The following is a 16,599-nucleotide window of genomic DNA, read 5'->3' as shown; positions in this document are numbered from 1 at the left end:
GGCCGGCACTCGCTGTTCGAACCGGGACGCCATGCTGGAGATTCCCCCCGTCGGCCCCGAGCAGGTACTGCGCTCCGCGCTGACGCTCAAGGGCCTGATGCACCACGACATCGGCGCGATCATGGCCGCCGCGACTACCGCCCCGCCCGAGGAGTTGGACGACCACCACCAGGATCACCGGTGGTGCCAGCCGCACGACACCGCGCCGTGAACCCTCAGCCGCCCTCAAACACCTCGAACGGCATCACCAAGCAGGGCGATACAGTCGCGCAGCAACCACGAGTCGCCTTCAGTCCAGCCTGAAGAGACGACCACTTGACCAACCGATATGTTGCAAACTCAACCCCCCAGAATTACCCAAATCATAACCTAAGCTGGGAAACAGTATCTCAGCAGGTGACGACGGTGCAGTTGAGCGCATTTCAGCGCAACTCACTCCGGTTCATCCAAGTTGGATTCTCTCAATTTCCTCCCGTCTTCCTCCCACAGCGAACTCATGTCGACCGCCATGACCCGTCGAACACACGTACGTTCATCACGTGAGCAGAATTCACGTTGACGACGGCACGGCCCCGCTACGACCGACTCGACGGGATTGAAGGTCTCCACGGATAGCTCCGCGACTGCACCACGAGAAGAACCCGGTGCCGTCAACACCTGGAACGCGACCGCGTCAGGCAGAACCTTCCTGCACTCGTGCTGCGACGCGGAATGCCCGGTACAGGGTGTGGCGGCCCTCCGGGATGGTCGCGCACAGTTCCAGCACCGCTTTGCGGCGGCCCATCCAGGTGAACGTCGGCGCCAGCAGCCGCGCCAGGTGCACCAGCCGCTTCGCGGACGCCTCCTTCAGGTGCGCCTCGTCCGACAACTCCGTCAGGCACTCCAGGGCGGCGCGACGGCTCTCCGGGTCTGTCACCGCGCGGGTCGCCAGTACCTTGAGCTGCTCCGAGTGGGACGCGGCCAGCTCGGTGGTCAGCGCGTAGGGGAAGTAACCGGTGATCCACATCGCCAGCGGCAGCGTGACCGGTGCCAGGCGGCGGTTCGCGGTCCACGACACGACGGCGTCCAACACCCGCGTGCGGTGTTCCCCGCTCTTCACGAGTTCCAGCACGGCGGCGACCACGGCGTTGCGCGGGGTCCACTTCGGCGACCGGGCGATCAGCTCCAGCCGGCGCAACGCCTCGGACAGCGGCCGGGCCTGCGACAGGTTGAGACTGAACCACACCGCAGTGGCCTGTTGGTAGGCCGTGCCCTCCGTCCAGGCCTCGACGGTCCGCGACACCAGGTCCCCGTACCGCTCGTCCAAGCGCGCCACGGCGGACGCCGCGAGGCTCTGGTGCGCGACCGCTCCGCGTCCCGCGAGGCTGTTCACGAGCTGGAGTGGCTCGTGCGCGGGGATCTCGGTCACGATGGTGATCACCGCACGCTGCACGGCGTCGGTGAACCGGGCGATCATGCCGCGCTCGCTCATCCACTGCCACAGCACGTCGTGCGCCAAGGGGTACTCACGCCACAGCCGGCGCAGCACCGCTCCCGCCCACCCCTGACGGGTGAAGTGGACCGTCTCCTCGCGCAAACCCGGGTAGTCCGGGTGATCGCGCACGGTCGTCGTCGCGGCGACCGCCGCCAACAAATCCTTCTTCGACAACGCGAACGCCCGGTGGCGCAGTGGTTCGCCGTCTTCGTGCCCGGCACGCCGCAGCGCCTCGTCCAGCAGCAACGCCCGCGCCATCACCTCGTCGTAGGGTTGGTTCTCCAGCAGCGCCACGGCGAAGGACAGCGCGAACTCCAACTCGGTGCGGTTCGCATTCGCCAGGTGCCTTTCCACGGCCTGCTCGACGTGCTCGCGCAGCGCGGTCAGGGCTCCTCGCAGATCGAGCCCTTCGTGCACCAGCACGGCCAACTCCGCAGCGCGCACCGCCTTCTCCGGTGACGCCTTGTCCTCCAGTCCGAGGTCTTCGGTGAGCACCCGCAGCGGGCCGTCGAAACCGGTCGGGCACCGTCGCCGCAATTCCGCACGGCTCACCTCATGAGCCGGCGGCGCGCTCAGCTCCACCACGTGGTCCGCGGCCTCGGGCGGGGCCTGCACCGGCGAGTCCAGCACGATCACGAGGTGGCACCCCACCGCCTTCACGAGCCTGGTGACCCGTTCGAATTCGGCCCGGTCGAACGGGCTGCGCGCCGACTCCCGCACGTCCCACACGTACCCCGTGCCGACAGCGAGGTGGTCGAACGTGCCCAGCGCCCGCTCCCGGTTGACCTCGGCGACCTGACTCGCCCCGACATCGAGCAGCAACCGCAACGAGGTGTACGAACGGCCGGTGCCCGGCCCGGTGAGCACGACGACACCACGCGCGTCCAGGACCCGCCGCGCAGCCGCGTACCCGCCGGGCGGTTCGAAGTACCGCCGCACGTCCTCCAACTCGGCCTGCGTGGCCCGCAGCACGACGAGCTTCGGTGTCCGGTCGATGTCGAACTGGACACCACCGTGGATCGTGCCCGCCTGGACGCCGGTGAACGTGCCGTCGGCCGAGTTCTCGACCGGGATCAACCGGAGTTCGTCAGGCACCTCGTCATCGCTCACAGGGTCGGATCGTGGCGATCCCACCTCGACCGAGTTCCGTCGAAATGCGGTTTACACCCGAATGTCGCAGTGACCGCCCACCGGACCGCCTCTCCGAGGACACTCCAGGGGACTGCAACGAGCGCGGCGTTGCGCGACCGAATTTCGGCGAGCACAACCCGGCGGCGGGGTGGCGGCATGACGGGCCCGCACCGGGCGTGGCGAGGATCACGGCAGGGCACGGGGGGTGCGGTGGTGTGAGGTGTCCGAGCCCGCCGGGCATCGAACCCTGTGCCGCCAGGGATGTTCGTCCGAGGGTCGGGCATCGGTGATGGGTGGAGGTCAGTCGGCGGTCGGATCGGGCCAGAGGTGCACGGTCCACTGCTCGCAGCGTGCCTCGTCGCCGAGGCTGGTGTCGATCAGGTCGGGCTGGCGGTGGGCGCGCAGCCGGTAGCTGCCCGGTGCGGGCAGTTCGACGGTGATGTCGCCGGGACTGGCGGTCGAGGCGGTCAGGACGAGCGAGCCGGTGTCGGTGCGCAGCGTGCCGCTGTAGGAGTGCCCGTCGATCCCGTCGGGGTGCGGTTCGGTGTCGTGCAGTGCGACGAGGACGTCGGCTTCGAGGTTGTGGTCGTCGGCGTGGAACAGGGCTCCCCCGTCGCCGCTCCGCCCGATCCAGCGCGAGTCGGTGGTGGGGTCGAGCAAGACGGGCGAGAAGTGGCCGGTGAAGTCGAACAGCACGAAGTGCGAGAACTCCACCGGCAGCCGTGCCCGCCAGGTGCGTCGCACGGTGGGGTGCCGCACGTCCATCGTCCACTCCTCGCCGCGTCGTGTTCCTCGGCAGGGCGACCCCGGCGAAGCTCCGCCGGCGGTTCGATCCGGCCGCCGGAGTTGTCGGGTCAGTCGCTGATCAGGACGTAGCAGGTGTCCTCTTCGAGGATGGACAAGCACACGAAGCTCCTGACGATGGCCTTGCTCTTGGTCGGGAAGTCGCCTACCAGGAGCTTCGCCGTGCCTCCACCTCGGTCACCGCCCACACCGTCAGGCTGGAAAGGGCTCAGTGAGCGAGACCAGAGGCCTGTCGGCGGTCCGGCGATGCCACCGGGTCCGGTGACACCACCCCTCGGATCATGCCTTCGCCCGGAGCGTCGGTCATGCAGGCCCGGCGACCACAGCTCCTCGATCGGGAACCACGAAAGGTGACAGGGGCGCTCCTACCCCCCGTCGGCAACCGCGAGCCAGGCGTCGACCTCCTCGCGCAACACGGGGTCGGTGAGTTGGTCGCGCACGTCGGACAGCGACGGTGCCGTCCATGAGATGCCATCCGCCATCCGCCACTCGTCATCAGGCGGCGTGTCGTCGTCGGCTCCCCTCCACTGTGCGCAGACCTCCCGGTACCGCTGCACGGACAGCGGGAAGGAATCGAGGGTGTACCGAGCCGCGTTGTCGGCGTCGAGCAGAGCGGGCAACCCCGGGCGGGGGGTCCGGCGGGCGATCACGGCGAACCTCAGCAGCCAGTACGCCGCATAGGTGGGGCGAAAACCTCCGAGACGCGCGCTGTTCGTGAGGAACCAGACGGCGAACCCGAACGCCGCCAGATCGGGTCCGCCCGCGCCGCGGGTGGAGGCGGACGCCTGCGTCTCCACCCCTTCGATCACGGACAGGTGCCACTGGGAGGCGCGGTCACGCGTGGTCTCGCGCCACAACCACGCCATCCTCTCCTCCTCGGGCAATCGCCACAGTGCCTGGTAGTCGATCACTGCGTGTTCACCGCTCCTCGAAGATGTCCCATGTGTTGTAGGGGATTCTGACACCTGTGGCACCGGGGTCGTGGTCCTGGACGCAGGCTGGGCAACGCCCGTCCACGGCTCTCACCCGACGACCGAGCGTTCCTGGCAGTACTGCCGGACCGACTGCCGGTACGTCCGGACACGGTGCTGCGGTGGCACCGGGACTTCCTCGCACGCCATGCGATGAGGTCCCGTTCTCAGCGACCCGGCCCGCACACGGACCAACCGCTCCTTCGGGCTCCTGGTGCTGCGCCCGCCCGTTGCGCGCCGACGCCACCGCGTCGTCGATGCCGTCCAGGTTGAACGAAATCTTGGTACTCGAATCCGGCGCACCGTCGATCCGGAGGTTGGCGGTGTAGTGACGTGGGGCCTGGATGGTGGTGCGGCCGTTCTCCGCCCGCCTCAAGTCCGGCGGCTTCGACCACTTTGCATCGGTGGCGCCGTGAAGGAGTGGTGAACGGTGGCGCGGATGGTCTTGGTGCCGTCGGTGGTCGTGACGGTGAGGTCGACCGCGATCCACGACCACGCCCTCATTGGAGGCGAGGCCTGCACACGACAGGTCCTTGCCACCTGTCAGCAGGTTCTTCAATGCATCTTCTTCTCGGCGACACCGATCGCCCAGATCATAAACGTGACCGGAACGTCACCGCGATGAGGGTTCACACTCACAACTGCATCGCTCCATGACCCACCGTCCGGAACCGAGATAGCCAAGACCGCCTCGTTCGAACGCCATGCAGTGTCTCGAAATTCGAGCACATGTTCACCTGAAGTGACATCCTGGAAATCAATCACTTCAACTTCCCTACCGCCGAACAATTCCCTCATCCTACTCCACCCTTCGGTCAGTCCAGAAACCCGGAGAACGTACCGTCCGTCGAGAACCGGGCGCCGATACCTCCGTTGGGGAGGCGAACATCGATGACATTCTGCCAAACCCCACCGATCCTGCCACGCCCGTGCATGGTGACCGAACCCGGGTTGGTCAGAATGTCGTCCAATACGTCGCGACCGAGCACGTTCCAAGCCCCCGGGTTCTGTTTCCCGGAAGGGGTTGGCCACTGTCCGGCGTTCGTCTTGCGTCCAGCGTGCTTTGTCAACGCATTGCCGGCCATCTCAAATTCGCCCCTCTTGTCCTTGGGATCCAGCCTCCGACCCGAGCCAGAAGAAAAATCCAAGTCCAGATTGACCTTGTTTGCCTTCGCCGTCGCCTGCGCGGCGTCCACGCCCGCTTCGACGGCGTTCGCGGCGAGTTTGGCGCCCTTGCCCAGCGGGGTGAAGCCGATGATGGCCATACCGCACGCCGTGGTGAGGCCGGGGTTCTTGCCGCAGTCGATGATGTCGCCGACGAAGAAGTCGACCACGTCCCCGACCGTGGGCAGGGGTGCCGAGCCGGGGGTGGCGCGGGCGTTCTCGATCCTCGGACACCTGGGGGTGCCGTGGGCTCCGCAGTCCAGACCGGTCTGGTGCAGCACCGTGCGCTGCATCACCAGGGTGCCGGTGCAGTCCTGGATCGGGCCGACGAAGCCGGATGCCGCGCCGCACTCGCCTTCGACGGAGTAGGTGTCGTGGTAGATGTCGTAGGCGTCCCACTTGCCGGTGTCTCGGTTGAGGACCAGTTGGCGGTTGTAGGGGCCCCAGCCCTTGCCGGACGGGATGGCGTTGACCGTGCCGACGTGCGTGACCTTCGGGCCCGAGCGGGTGTTGGCCGTGCCCGACTTGCCCTTGGCGACCGCGGCGATGGCGTTGGCCAGAGCCGTGGTGATCATCTGGATCGCCTGGATCAGCAGGTCGACGAACTCGCCGCTGGGGTCCGACAGGGTGACGGGGCTGTGGTGGGCGTAGGCGTAGCCGTGCATCTGGCGCGGGTCGTGGAAGTCGACGATGGGGTCGACCGAGATGAACCGGCCCAGGGCTGGGTCGTATTCGCGGGCGCCGACGTGGGTCAGGCCGGTGGGGTCGCGGTCGCCGCCGACGAAGCCCTTGTTGTTGGGCCACGCGAGTTCCGGGCCGCGAGTGCCGCCGTGGGGTAGCTGGTAGCGGCGGGTCACCGTCAGGTCCGAGGTGCGCAGCGCCATCGCGCCGGTGCCCTGGTGGTCACCGATGAGGTAGGCCAGGCCCCCGGCGGTGGAGCGCTGCATGGCCACCGCGTCACCGTGGCGGTAGTAGCGGACGCAACTCGTGGCGGTCGAGCCCTTGGGGAGACGCACCTCCTGGCCGGGCAGGTAGAGCGTGGTGGCGTCGGCGTCCCGGGCGATGAGCCGCACACCGGCGGCGTCGTAGAGGTACGACGACACCACCTTCGTACCCTCGGTGACCGAGGCGACGCGGCCCTCGCTGTTCCAGTGCAACTCCTGGGTGACGTCGTCCACCTGGCGGGCGAGCGTGTTGCCCGCCGCGTCGTAGCCGAAGGCGCTGGTGCGCTGGGTGCCGTCGGGTGCGGTCTCGGTGACCGAACGGGTGGTGTGCGGCTGGCCCAGGCCGGCGGTGTCCACGGTCGGGTGGTCGTAGGTTCGGACGGTGGTTCCGGCTGCGGCATGGGACTTCTCGGCGACACGGTTGCCCGCCGCGTCGAACTCCCACTGCATCCAGTACGGGGCGGCGCCGCCGAGGGCGGCGGTGGTCGGGGTTGCCGAACAGTCCCCGGAGGCCGGGGTCCACGCCGAGGAGAGTCTGCCCAGCCAGTCGTGGTCGAAGCACTGGGTGTCGTGCGGGCCGCCGGCGGGGACGTCGGAGATGCGGGTAATGTTGCCGGCCTGGTCGTAGCCGTAGCGGCGGTCCACGACGTTGGACTGGGCGGTGGTCTCGCGGTTGACCACGCTCTGGATCAGCCTGCGGGTGCCCTCGTCGTAGAAGTTCGTCGTCACCACGTTGCGGGGCGAGGTCGCCGCACCACGCACGACCTGCAGCATCTCCCCGTACACCGAGTAGGTGGAGTCGGAGACGTAGGTCGCGGTGGTGTGCGACACCGGGTTGAACGCGTAGGAGGTCTTCGGCAGGCCGGCGCCGTCATAGGTGTGGTGGACGACCTCCTGGGCCAGGCCGCCCGCGGCGGGCATGGACTCCGTGGCGAGCTTGCCGGTCGTGGTGTAGGTCTGCTCGTAGAGGTACTCGCCCTGGAGCGCGCCTTCGACGGCCGGAATGGTGATCTTGGCGCCGATGGTGCGGCCCGCGCCGTCGTAGCCGGTGGTCTCGGTCCGGTAGGCGTGCCCCTCGGAGTAGCGGGTGGAGGACACGGGCCTGCCGTTGCCCAGGGTGTCGTAGGTGAACTCGGTGAGTTTGAGCCCGCTCGGCGAGCCCTCGTGCGTCGCGGTCCTGCGGCCGAGCACGTCGTAGGCGGTGGCCACGGTGAAGCCGCGCCCGTCGGTGGCGCTGACCGGGCGGCCCGCCTTGTCGTAGGCCGTGGTCGAGACACCCGCGTCCGGGTCGGTGGTGCGGACCCTGTTGCCGGCCAGGTCGTACTCGAAGGTCCACTTGGCGCCGGCCGGGTCGACGACCGTGGCGAGCTGGCCGCCACGGTCGTAGGTGTAGCGGGTGGCCTGGAAGGCGGTGGCCGCGTCGTCGCCCGCTTGGGCGCGGGCCTTGTAGTCGCGCTTCTCGACGTGGCGGCCGAAGGCGTCGACGACCAGGGTCGTGGCGGTGCCGCCCTCGGGCGGGACGGTGCTCACCTTGTCCGCGCCGTGGTGGACGGTGGTGGTGCGCCACTGCTCGGTGGCCTTCTTGCGGTAGATCGAGGCCGTGGCCCGCCCCAGGGTGTCGTACTCGGTGACGGTCTGGTTGGGCACGTGGTTGTCCGCGGCCCCGAACAGGGCCGTGGACGGCTCTTCCTCGTTGTAGTACCCGTTGTTGGTCTTGACCACCAGACCGCGGGTGTCGTAGATCGTGTCGGTGATGACCCGCCCGGCGTTGGTGGCCGGCGGCGTCTGGGACTGTCGGTTGCGCAGCAGACCGTCGAGCAGGGTGTAGGAGGTCTTGTAGGAGCCGCTGTCCTGGAGGGACTTCGTGGCGATGACCGAGGGGCCGTCGGCACGGGTGGTGTACTCGAACACCGCGGCCGGGGCCTTGGTCTTGTCGGTCACGCCCGCGGCCCACACGCGCGCGGTGCGGCCCAGTGGGTCGAACTCGCCCTGGGTGATCACGCCGGCGGCGTCGGTGGTGGCCACCGGCCTGCCCCGGCGCGGGTCGAGCTGGGTGAGGGTGCTGTGGCCCAGGGCGTTGGTGGCGCGCACGCTGGTGACCAGCCCGGTGGCGGGCGCGTACTCGGTGCTGGAGGTGGCCCCGAGGACGTCGACGGAGGTCGACGTGCGGCCGTAGCCGTCGTGGGTGGCCTGGGTCTGCGACCACTTCCGACCGTCGGCCGCGGTCCAGGAGTCCAGGGCCAGGGCGGTGGTCACGTCGCCGCGCAGGGGCGCCGCGCCGACCTCCTGCCCGTCGTAGGCGAACTGTCCGGCCGACAGCACCGTCCCGGGTGTGGCTTCGGTGGCGCAGGTGCCCGCGTGGGTCGTGGTGGTCGCGCGCAGTCCGAGGAGGTGCTTGTCCGCGTTGGACGCGTACGTGGTGCGAGTGCACTTCTCGTCACCGGAGGCGCTGGTCTCGTCCCAGGTGGAGACGGCGCCGAAGTCCTCCTCACGGATCGGGAAGCCTTCGGTGTCGAACTCGACGACCTGCTTGGTGCGCCGCCAGGTGTCGTCGGCGAGGTGGTCGCGCTTGCGGATCGCCTTGACGTTGACCTTGTAGGCGCGCTTGTCGCCCTTGGTGGCCGTCGGGCCCGACACCCACGGGTCGTTGATCACCAGGCTGACGAGGGAACCGTCGAGGAGGGTGCGCTCCTCGCGGAGGAATCCGACGAGCGCTTCGTGGTCGGTGGTCGCGTCGTCGGTGCCGGGCACGGACACGGCGCGCTTCGCGCCGCCGGGCAGCAGGTCGCCGTCCATGCCGCGCAGGTACTGCGACTCGGTGACGACCTGCCCGGAGCCCGGGTCGCCGAGGGTGGTGCGCACCGCGCCGAAGCCGCGCCAGCGCGACCAGCTGCGCTCGGTCGTGGGGACCATCTCGTTGTCGTCCCAGGACCAGGCCGCGCCGCCGGGGTAGTCGTAGTTGGTGCGCACGGGGGGTGAGCCGCCGGTGAGGTCCTGCTCGACGACCTCGGCCACGGCGTACTTGTGGAACCAGTCCAGGATCGGGTCGTCGTAACCGGAGTAGGGCTTCCACCACATGGGGAAGCAACGGCGGGTGTTGCTCTCCGGGGCTGGCATCGGCTGCCCGGCCACGCAGTCGCGGTCGTGGTAGCGCACCCCGGTGTTGCCGCCGTGGCCGTTGTCGATGCCGGTGAGGCGGTAGCGCGACAGGGGGCGGATCTCGGTGCGGGCGTCCACCCGGTTGTCCAGCGGGCTGCCGGCGAAGGTCGTGGTGGGGGTGGTCGCGGTGCCGCCGACGTGCCCGGTGCGCTGCACGGTCCGCAACCACAGCGCCGGGTCGGTGCCGTCGGTGGTCGCGGGGAACAGGTGCGTGAGCGCCCAGGAGTCCACCGGCTGCAAGCCGCCGACGTCCGCCTTGGCGGTGACCTTCGTCAGCCGCTTGGTGGCGAAGAACGCCGGGGTGTGCACGCCCGGGTCCCACTCGTGGTTGACGAAGACGGCCTTGCAGTCGCTGCCGTCGCGGCAGATCAGGTCCACGGGCACGTCGGGCCAGTGGGAGGCGTTGGCCTCGGTGCGCTGCTCCGGAGCACAGGTGACCGCCCCGCCGGGCAGGCAGCGCTCGGCGACCTCGAACTCCACCTTGGCCGGCGGGGAGGCGAACAGGGCGCCCTCGCGCAGGCCGTAGTCGACGGCGGTGAGATGGCCGCCGCGCACGTACTCGGTAGCGGCCCCGTCGATGCCGCCCCGGGTGTAGCGGTTCTTCTCCTGTGCGTACCGGAATACCATGGCGTTGCCGTGGGCGTCGATGACCAGGTCGAGGTTCCACCGCCACGCCTGCCGGCACCACGAGGTCGCGAAGGTCCCCGCGTTGCACTGCTCGTTCGCGTGGTTGCCGAACACGGGCACGGTGAACGTGGACCCGGTGTCGGGGGTGCCCGCAGGGGCGCCGGGGAGGCGGTTGAGGCCGAGGAAGTAGCGGGTGCCGTCGGTGGTCGTGACGACCCAGTGCTCGCCGTCGTTGTCGCCGTTGGCCGCACCCGTGCGCAGTTCGATCTTGGCGCCACTGTCGGCGCGGGCCACCCAGCGGCCGGTGGCCGCGTCCTTGATCAGCTCGCCGGTGACGCCGCCGACGGAGATGACGGCGTTCTCCCCGGCCCAGCACAGGTCGGCGGATTCGAGGGTGCCCTGGTTGCCGCCGTCGTCCTCGGCGCAGCCCTTGTAACGGCGCTCGACGAACCCGCCGGGGGTGAACTCCCACCCATCGCCCACCCACGACGCCTGCGCGTTGGTCGCCGAGGTGCGCCCGTCCACGGACCCGGAGTTGTAGGCCAAGGCCAAGTCGGGGACCAGTCCACCGGGCACCGGCGGCACCGGCATGGGGTAGGAGTAGGTGAAATCACCGGACGGGCCGCCCGCCGACCAGGAGCCGGTGGGCGAGAGGTCGGAGGCGGTGAAGTCGCCCTCGGAGCCCTTGGCACCGGCCACGGCAGCCAGCACGGTCGGACTGTTCTCGGCCGCCTGGCCCAGCAGGGCAGTCCGAGCGAAACCGGCGGCCTGGGCCGTGGTGGCCGCGGACTCGTCGGTAGGCGCGGGGCTCGTCGTGCCGGGCGCGCTCGATCCGGGAACCTGCGGTGCCGGGGACGACGGCGTGGTGGAGGACGGCGCAGGGGACGACGGCGCAGGGGACGACGGCGCAGGGGACGACGGCGAGGAAGACGGCGCCTCGGTGGAGGGCTGCTCAGCGGCCGGCTGCCCCGGGGCGGTGAGGGCCACGGTGCCGGACAGGAGCCCGCGGGCCGGGGCGTTACGGCCCGGCAGCGGCGTGGCCGTACGGCACTCCGAACGCTCCGGGGTGGTCAGGGCGCAGGCGGGCAGCTCGACCAGCACCAGGCGCGAGGCCCACCCGCCGCCGTAGGCGCGGGAGAAGTCGCCGTAGTGCAACTCCACCTCGACCTCGCCGCTGCGGCCCCGGTCGGCGCCGGCGACGGTGAAGACGACCCCGTCCACACCGAGCCCACGCGCGCGCTCGCGGTCGAGGACCTCCACACGCACCCGCTCGGGTCCACCGGCGCCCTTGCCTTGGCCCACCCGCACCGGCAGCCCGTCGGCCCGCGCCTTCTCGGCGGCACGGCCGGGCAGGTCCAGCACGGCCGCCCCGGCCGTGGGCCACTTCGGCCGAACCGGTTCGGCCATGGCCCGCTCGGCGGTGTGGTCGACGCCGAGAGCGTGGGCGACCGGCACGGGCCCACCCGGCACGGACGGCTCCTGCTGCACCTCGGGCAGCGACGCGCCACCGAGCCAGTCCCGGAGGTCCGGTGGCGGCGCGGAGCCGGTCACCACCGAGGCGGTCACGGCGACCGCGGTGACGACCGCCACGGCCTTGACCGCCGTGCCGACCCCGGCGACGCTCGACAGGCCGAAGGCGCCTGCCCACCACGCGCGCCTCGACCGGGGCCGGTGTCTGTCCTCGCTGCTCATCAACGATCCCCTTAGTGCAAAAGTCGCAGGGCAAGAAACCGCAGGGCGAGGACCTCATGCGAGGAGTCCCGTGCGGGAAAGCGGGAGAAACGGTGGCGACACCGGGGCGCGCGCAGGATCGCGACCGCTCATCCGGTGGATGGGATCAGGTCTCCTCGCCGCCCCCGCCGTCACTGCCGTTGGCGATGGCCAGCGCCGCCTGCGGGCTGAGCACGCCGGAGAACACCCGTACGTCGCGGATTTGGCCGCGCCAGGGGTCGGTGTTGAGCCCGGTCCAGGTCCCTCGCCCGATCAGCAGCCGCCCGGTGTCCGCGGAAAGCGACTGCGGCAGCGACCGGTAGGGCAGGTTGCCCGGGTTCTCGTTGTTGAGCATCCAGGTCTGCGGAACCCCGTTGACGTAGAGGCTCAGTTGCCCGTTCCCGGCGTCGTAGGTGACCGCGAGGTGGACCCACTCCCCCGCGACGGCTTCCTCGTTGGAGTAGATGCGGTGGACCACCGGCGCGTCCTGCGCCCCGCTGGCGGCCATCGCCTCCCACCGCCGGTTGCTCGGCCGGTACCCGACGGTCAGCGGCATGTGGACCGAGCCGCCGAGGGAGAACACCGACCGCGCGGCCGTGTCGTGGGCGTCGGCCTTGGCCCAGCCCGCGATGCTGAAGGAGCGGTCGCTGTCCACCTCGGGCGCCAACGGTGCGTTGACGTCGCTGCCGCGGTTCCACAGGCCATGGGCGTCCTCGGCGGTGACGGCGCGGCTGTAGACGCGGAGGTCGTCGACCACACCGGGGAAGAAGTCGCCCTGCGCGCCGTTCCACAGGCCTCGGCCGACGGTGAAGGTGCCGTTGGCCGACCAGGGCGTGGTGAACGGGGTCTGGCTTTCCAGCCTGCCGTTGACGAACAGCCGGATCTCGCCCGCGGCCGCGTCGTAGGAACCCACCAGGTGGGTCCACCGACCCGCCACCGGGAGGGCGGAGGACACGGCACGGGTGACGGCGGCGTTGTCCTGGTCGTTCTGCGGCACGGTGAAGGCCCACCGGTTGTCCGCTTTGGAGTAGGTCAGGGAGTACCCGGACACCCGGGTTCCGTCCTGGGCCATCACCGCCGCGCCCTGGTCGGTGTGGTCCATCCGCACCCAGGCCGCCACGGAGTAGGAGCGGGTGGTGTCGACGCGGGTGCTGCCGGTGAAGATCCGCTCGACCACCCCGTCCAACGCCACGCCCGTTCCGACGCGACCCGGGACGAAGCGGGCGGGCGACTCCCCGCCGCTGCCCAAGTACCGCAGGGCGGCGGCGTTGGCCGCCGAGGAGTCGACCATGTCGTTGTCCAGCGCCCACCGGGCTTTGAGGTCGGTCCCGGAACTCTCCCACTGGTCTGCGGCGTACGTGAACCGGCCGTCGAACGCCGCGCCCGGACCGTCGGGCACCCAGGAGACACCGCCGCCGTAGAGGGTGCCGTCGTTGGTGCCCACGGAGTCGTCGGCCACGACTCCCGCGTCCTCGGCGAGGGCGTAGCGGGCGCGTTCGATCGGGACGTTGGCCAGCGCCGCGACCTCCGACGGCGCCAGCAGCCGGTTGTACACCCGCACGTCGTCCACCCGGCCGTACCAGGGGTTGCGCAGCGCGCCCTCCCACCGGCCGAGCCCGACGAGGATGTCGTCGGCCGAGGCGGGCGGGACGACGCCGGTCAGGCAGGAGGACTGCTTGACGCCGTTGACGAAGAAGCACGCGGTGTCGGTGGCGTCGTCCACGGTGAGTGCCAGATGGGTCCAAACACCCTTCTGCGCGGGCGCGTCGCTCCAGGCCACCCGCAGGCAGGGCGGCGTGGTCGGGTTGCAGGACACACCCAGTGACCACATCGCCGCAGGCTTGTCGTCCTTGCGGTAAGCCAACATCAGAGGCGAGGCGTAGGTGTCGTCGATGGCCAGCGGGACCGAGGTGAAGTCCGCCGCGGTAGACGGGTCGTACCAGACCCACGCCGACAGCGACAGCGACCGCGTCGGGTCCACCACCGGTCCGGTGGCCACGGCGATGTCCTGGGCGCTGCGGCCCAGCTGCAATCCTTGCCCGACGTGGCCCTGAACACCCTCGGCGGTGGCCATGCCCTGGAAAGCCAGCGGGTGGGCACCGGACTCGCTGACGTCCTCCCCGCCGTTCTCGAAGGTCCAGTGCGCCACCGGAGCCGAGCCCTCAGGCACCCGGAACAGGTACTTGGTGTAGTCCTGCGCCTGGTCGGGCTGCGGGACCAGCCGCGACGACTGGTTGCCCGCCCGGTCCACCGACTTGACGTACAGCGGGAAATCGCCCTCGGCCAGCGGGGTGAAGGAGACCTCGGCGGTGCCGTCGGGCTTGGCCGCGACGCTGTTGCGGTAGTCATCCACGCCGACCGACCACAGGTAGCGGACGACGTCCACCGTGCCGCCCAGCCCGGTCGCCGTGCCGGGGGTGAAACTGAACCGCCCGGTTACCCCGACGCCGCCGGTGGGAGCGTCGGGGGAGTTGTAGGGCGGGTAGGCCCCGTCCACCGACTGCACGCCAGGGGCGTCGGGGCTCACGGTGTCGCGGGTGAAGCGGCAGTAGTCGTCCGGCGCCCCAGGGGGCCCGGTCCACGGTGAGGCCAAGGCGTCGCCGCCGTCGCCGTCCCACGCCTGCACCCGCCAGGAGATGACGCCACCCCCGCCCATCCACTCCGGGGGCACGGTGACCTGGTGCATACCGCCGGAGGGTTGGCCACCGGTGTCCAGGAAGCCCTGTCGCACGCCGTCGCGGTAGACCACGAAGCTGCCCCGCGCCCAGGAACCGGGGTCGGAGTCGGTCAGTCGGGCGCGCAGGGTGACGTCGCCGCGGCCGACGAGGGTGGCGGCGGCGTCGTTGGTGCAGCCCAGGCCGGCCTGCCCGTTGAACGCGCCGAGTTCGGACGGCCGGTGGGGGGCGGTGTTGTACTGCACGGTCAGGCCAGGATTGGTGCGGAAGCGCCGCCAGTGCGTCTGCACCGTCTCGCTGTCGCCGAACAAGCCGAAGGTGAGGCTGCCGCGCCCGCCCGCGGCCCAGATCTCCCGCACGTAGTTGCTCAGCGCGTCGCCGCGGTTGCCGTCGTGGCCCGGGGTCGACCAGCCACCCTCGCCCGGGCAACCGGTGTAGGCGCCGACGTTGCCCACGTGCCGCTCTCTGCCGGGCTCGCTGCCGAACCGCGTCCCGCTGCCGACCCCACCAGTGACGTGCACCTGGGTGACGCCGGGGCAGTTGGTGGAGGAGTTGTTGACCATCAGGTACAGCTTGGCCCAGTGGATGGCCGCCGAGCGCGGCACGCTCCCGAGGTCGAAGGTGATGTAGGAGCGAGCGGTGATGTAGACGCCCTGGGTGGAGTCGTAGACGTACCCGGCTTTGAGATAGCTGTCGTTCCAGGCGCTTTCGCCGACCGAGTTGCCGTACTTGTAGAGCACCACCTGGCTGACCCGACCGCAACCGCAGGAGTACGACGGGTCGATGTAGACGGGGAAGGTGGTCCCCGGGTCGGTCAGGAACGCCTGGTCGGGGGTGATGGCCACCTCGGTGTCGGTGACCCGCACCCCCATGACTGCCGCCCGGTCCCGCTCGGCGGGCTCGACCAGCCGGTCGGCGGCCGGCCCCTCCCCCGAGGAGTCCCACATGCGCGAGGCGTCCCCGGTGAACAACGTCTGCCCTGCCGCGTCGACGACCGCCAGTCGCGAGGGCACGGGATCCACTGAGCGCGCCCTCGCGACCGGCACGTCGGTCTTGGTGACCCGGGCGCCACGGGTGTGGTTGCCGAAGCGGATCTCGCGCAGTGCGGGATTCATCGCCGCCTGCGCGGTCTTGACCACCAGAACCTGGGAGAAACCGAAGCCGTCCACGGTGATCTTGAGATCGACTCCGCGCAGAACCTCCGGGTAGGTGGCCGTGTCGCCCGCCAGCACCGGCTCTGGCAGCACACCCGGCCACGACAGGCCGACTTCCTTGCCCTCATGCCCCACCACCGCCAGCGGCACACGGTCACCGCCGCCGGAGAGGACGACGTCGGCGGCAGCCACCCGCGGGCGAACGAGGCCGTCGGCCCCGCGCTCCAGGGTGGCGTCGATTTCCTGCCAGGAGCCCGACTTGCGAGTGCGCACCGGCCACGCGTGCACGATTTGCTCGATCTTCCCGTTGGGCAGCGCCACCACCCGCGTGATCTCGGTGGTGACTCCCGCGATTTCCACGGGCTCGCCCGTGCGCACAGCCTCGGCGATGGCGTCGGTGTAGGCCTGGCCCAACGGCGCCGACTCCACGCCCGCCACGCGCTCGCGGTCTGCGGGGTCGGACGGCACCTGCTCCACAGGGGCCGTACCTTCGACCGGTGGCACAGCGGGGTCAGCCACCGCTCCGACGGGAGTGATCAGTCCGAACGCGACCGCGACGACAGCACTCGCAGCAAAGATCCGCACGCGACCGCGCGCACCCGTATTCATCACACAGCCCCCGAACCCCCAGCAGCCGACGACCGCCGCTGCAAACGGGACGAACTCTCCGACAACCGGGCGGACCTGGGCAATACCCCGAGCAGTGATCACTCTCACGTAACGATGATCCATCCACACGCGACGCGAATGGCACCGCGAAGGCCTCGATCCGGCAGAACTCGCCCT

8 protein-coding genes are annotated in these 16,599 nt (G+C 70.2%); 1 reads left to right on the top strand and 7 read right to left on the bottom strand.

All coding sequences use genetic code 11. The annotated features are described in order from the left end of the window. The first annotated feature begins 31 nt into the window (after positions 1 to 31). Positions 32 to 211 carry a hypothetical protein gene (locus tag J2S66_RS00835; RefSeq protein ID WP_310302416.1) on the top strand — a complete coding sequence of 60 codons (180 nt, stop codon included), beginning with the start codon at positions 32 to 34 and terminating at the stop codon, positions 209 to 211. A 462-nt stretch (positions 212 to 673) separates the two neighbouring features. On the opposite strand, the gene J2S66_RS00830 is transcribed toward J2S66_RS00835, so the two are convergent. The 7 genes from J2S66_RS00830 to J2S66_RS00800 all read right to left on the bottom strand — a co-directional run bounded on the left by J2S66_RS00830 (position 674) and on the right by J2S66_RS00800 (position 16,290). Next, a complete protein-coding gene (locus J2S66_RS00830) occupies positions 674 to 2,584 on the bottom strand; it encodes a hypothetical protein (protein WP_310302412.1) in 1,911 nt (636 codons plus the stop codon). 321 nt (positions 2,585 to 2,905) lie between these two features. Continuing rightward, positions 2,906 to 3,370, bottom strand: a complete 465-nt coding sequence (locus J2S66_RS00825) for a hypothetical protein (RefSeq protein WP_310302409.1) — start codon at positions 3,368 to 3,370, stop codon at positions 2,906 to 2,908. 89 nt (positions 3,371 to 3,459) lie between these two features. Next, positions 3,460 to 3,597 (bottom strand): hypothetical protein, encoded by a 138-nt coding sequence (locus J2S66_RS00820; protein ID WP_310302406.1) that lies wholly within the window; start codon positions 3,595 to 3,597, stop codon positions 3,460 to 3,462. Positions 3,598 to 3,774: 177 nt separating this feature from the next. Then, a complete protein-coding gene (locus tag J2S66_RS00815) occupies positions 3,775 to 4,275 on the bottom strand; it encodes a hypothetical protein (RefSeq protein WP_310302402.1) in 501 nt (166 codons plus the stop codon). 660 nt (positions 4,276 to 4,935) lie between these two features. Further along, positions 4,936 to 5,178 carry a hypothetical protein gene (locus J2S66_RS00810; RefSeq protein ID WP_310302399.1) on the bottom strand — a complete coding sequence of 81 codons (243 nt, stop codon included), beginning with the start codon at positions 5,176 to 5,178 and terminating at the stop codon, positions 4,936 to 4,938. Positions 5,179 to 5,195: 17 nt separating this feature from the next. Continuing rightward, on the bottom strand, positions 5,196 to 11,966 hold the full coding sequence (locus J2S66_RS00805; RefSeq protein WP_310302396.1) for an RHS repeat domain-containing protein: 6,771 nt from the start codon (positions 11,964 to 11,966) through the stop codon (positions 5,196 to 5,198). Between the two features lie 145 nt (positions 11,967 to 12,111). Continuing rightward, on the bottom strand, positions 12,112 to 16,290 hold the full coding sequence (locus J2S66_RS00800; RefSeq protein ID WP_310302394.1) for a LamG-like jellyroll fold domain-containing protein: 4,179 nt from the start codon (positions 16,288 to 16,290) through the stop codon (positions 12,112 to 12,114). Positions 16,291 to 16,599 lie beyond the last annotated feature (309 nt).

This window comes from Saccharothrix longispora, from assembly GCF_031455225.1.
Classification (GTDB): domain Bacteria; phylum Actinomycetota; class Actinomycetes; order Mycobacteriales; family Pseudonocardiaceae; genus Actinosynnema; species Actinosynnema longispora.
Note: the sequence above shows the minus strand (reverse complement) of the source record. Positions and strands in the feature narration are given on the sequence as shown.